This window comes from Thioalkalivibrio sp. XN8, from assembly GCF_011058255.1.
GTDB lineage: Bacteria > Pseudomonadota > Gammaproteobacteria > Steroidobacterales > XN24 > XN24.
Genome location: NZ_JAALFH010000004.1, coordinates 1 through 2,722 on the forward strand (window position 1 = coordinate 1; position 2,722 = coordinate 2,722).

Consider the following 2,722-nt stretch of genomic DNA (forward strand, 5'->3'; position numbering starts at 1 on the left):
GCCGCGCCGCCTGCGCAGCCGCGGCGGCCGCCCGTGGCACGAAGGCGAGTTGCTATTGGAACGCGGGCCGGAGCGCATCGAGACCGGCTGGTGGGACGGGCCGGGCATCGCGCGCGACTACTGGGTGGCGCGGACGCCGGCCGGCGCCCGGCTGTGGGTGTTCCGGGAGCGCCCGGACGGCACGAATGCCCGGCCGCAGTGGTTCCTGCACGGGGTGTTCGGATGAGCGCGCCGGCCTACGCGGAGCTGCACTGCTGCTCCAACTTCAGCTTCCTGCGCGGCGCCTCGCACCCGGCCGAGCTGGTCGAGCAGGCCGCTGCACTCGGCTACACGGCGCTGGCCCTGACCGACGAGTGCTCGGTGGCCGGCGTGGTGCGGGCCTGGGAGGCGGCGCGCGAACATGGCTTGAAGCTCATCATCGGCAGCGCGTTCCGGCTCGAGGACGGCCTTGAGCTGGTGCTGCTGGCGGCCGATCGCGAAGGCTACGGCCGCCTGTGCCGGGTGATCACGCGCGGCCGGCGGGCGGCGAACAAGGGCGAGTACCGCCTCGAGCGCGCCGATCTCGTCGATGAGTCGGGGCAAGGGCTGCCGGGCTGCCTGGCGCTGTGGCTGCCCGGCGCGGCGCCTGCGGAAGAAGAGGGTCGCTGGGTCGCCGAGCGGTTCCCGGGCCGGGCCTGGCTGGCGGTCGGGCTGTTCGCCGGCGGCGACGATGCCGCGCGCCTGGCCGAGCTGGAGGCGCTGGGCGAGCGCCTCGGCCTGCCATTGGTTGCCGCCGGCGACGTGCACATGCATGTCGCGGCGCGCCGCCCGTTGCAGGACCTGGTGACCGCCATTCGCCTCAACACCCCGCTGCAGGCGCTCGGCCGGCGGCTGTTCCCCAACGGCGAGCGCCACCTGCGCCCGCGCGAGCGGCTGGCGCGGCTGTACCCGCCGGCGCTGCTGGCCGAGAGCATCGCCATTGCGGAGCGGTGCCACTTCACCCTGGACGGTCTCGATTGGCAATACCCGGCCGAGCTCGTTCCTGCGGGCCATACGCCGTCCTCCTGGCTGCGCCGGCTGACGCAGGAGGGCATGGCACGACGCTGGCCGGACGGTGCACCCGAGGCGGTGCGCCAGGTCGTCAACCGCGAGCTGGCGTTGATCGAGGAGCTCGGCTACGAGGCTTACTTCCTCACCGTGCACGACATCGTCCGGCACGCCCGCAGCCTCGGCATCCTGTGCCAGGGCCGCGGCTCGGCGGCCAACTCGGCGGTGTGCTTCGCGCTGGGGATTACCGAGGTCGACCCGGCGCGCATGTCGGTGCTGTTCGAGCGCTTCATCTCCAAGGAACGCAACGAGCCGCCGGACATCGACGTGGACTTCGAGCACGAGCGGCGCGAGGAGGTCATCCAGTACATCTACACGAAGTACGGCCGCCACCGCGCCGCGCTGGCGGCCACGGTGATCCGCTACCGGCCGCGCAGCGCCCTGCGCGACGCCGGCAAGGCGCTGGGCCTGGCGCCGCTGCAGTGCGACGCGCTGGCCAAGTCCATGCACTGGTGGGACGGCCGGGAGATCGCGCCGGAGCGGGTGCGCGACGCCGGCTTCGATCCCGACAACCCGGTGATCGCGCGCGTGCTGGCGTTGGCGCGGCAGCTGGTCGGCAGCCCGCGCCACCTGTCCCAGCACGTCGGCGGCTTCGTCATCGCTGACGGCTGCCTGGAGGCACTGGTGCCGGTGGAGAACGCCGCCATGCCCGAGCGCACCGTGATCCAGTGGGACAAGGACGACCTCGACGCCGTCGGCATGATCAAGGTCGACGTGCTCGGGCTGGGCATGTTGAGCGCCATCCGCCGCAGCTTCGGCTTGATCGAGAACTTCCGCGGCCGCCGCTGGACGCTGGCCACGGTGCCGGCCGAGGACCCGGCGGTGTACGACATGATCTCGGACGCCGACACCATGGGCGTGTTCCAGATCGAGTCGCGCGCCCAGATGGCCATGCTGCCGCGCCTCCGGCCGCGCTGCTTCTACGACCTGGTGATCGAGATCGCCCTCATACGCCCGGGCCCGATCCAGGGCGACATGGTCCATCCCTACCTGCGAAGGCGGAACGGCGAGGAGCCGGTCAGCTACCCGAGCGAGGAGGTCCGCCAGGTGCTCGAGCGCACCCTCGGCGTGCCGATCTTCCAGGAGCAGGTGATGCAGCTCGCCATCGTCGCCGCCGGCTTCAGCGCCGGCGAGGCCGACCAGCTGCGCCGCGCCATGGCCGCCTGGCGGCGCAAGGGCGGGCTGGGGCCGTTCGAGGACCGCCTCATCGAGGGCATGCGCGCGCGCGGCTACACCGAGGACTTCGCCCAGCGCATCTTTCGCCAGATCACCGGCTTCGGCGAGTACGGCTTCCCCGAGTCGCATTCCGCCAGCTTCGCGCTGCTGGTCTACGTCTCGGCATGGCTCAAGCGCCACGAGCCGGCCGCCTTCCTGTGCGCGCTCATCAACAGCCAGCCGATGGGCTTCTACGCGCCCTCGCAGCTGGTGCAGGACGCCCGCCGCCACGGCGTCGAGGTACGGCCGGTGGACGTTGCCGCCAGCGACTGGGACTGCACGCTGGAACCCGGCGAAGATGGCGAGCCGGCGGCGCGGCTGGGGTTGCGGCTGGTGGCGGAATTGTCCACCAGTGGCGCGGAGCGACTGGTGGCGGCGCGATGCGAGCGGCCCTTCGCCAGCGTGGACGACCTGGCGCGCC

At 72.4% G+C, this 2,722-nt stretch carries 1 protein-coding gene and 1 pseudogene; both read left to right on the forward strand.

All coding sequences use genetic code 11. From position 1 onward, the window contains the following. Positions 1-226 (forward strand): annotated as a pseudogene (locus tag G6N75_RS00345) (hypothetical protein); the annotation flags it as partial. Further along, positions 223-2,722, forward strand: a 2,500-nt coding sequence (locus G6N75_RS00350) for an error-prone DNA polymerase (RefSeq protein ID WP_165346084.1), incomplete at its 3' end; no start/stop codon positions are given. The pseudogene G6N75_RS00345 and the gene G6N75_RS00350, both read left to right, overlap by 4 nt.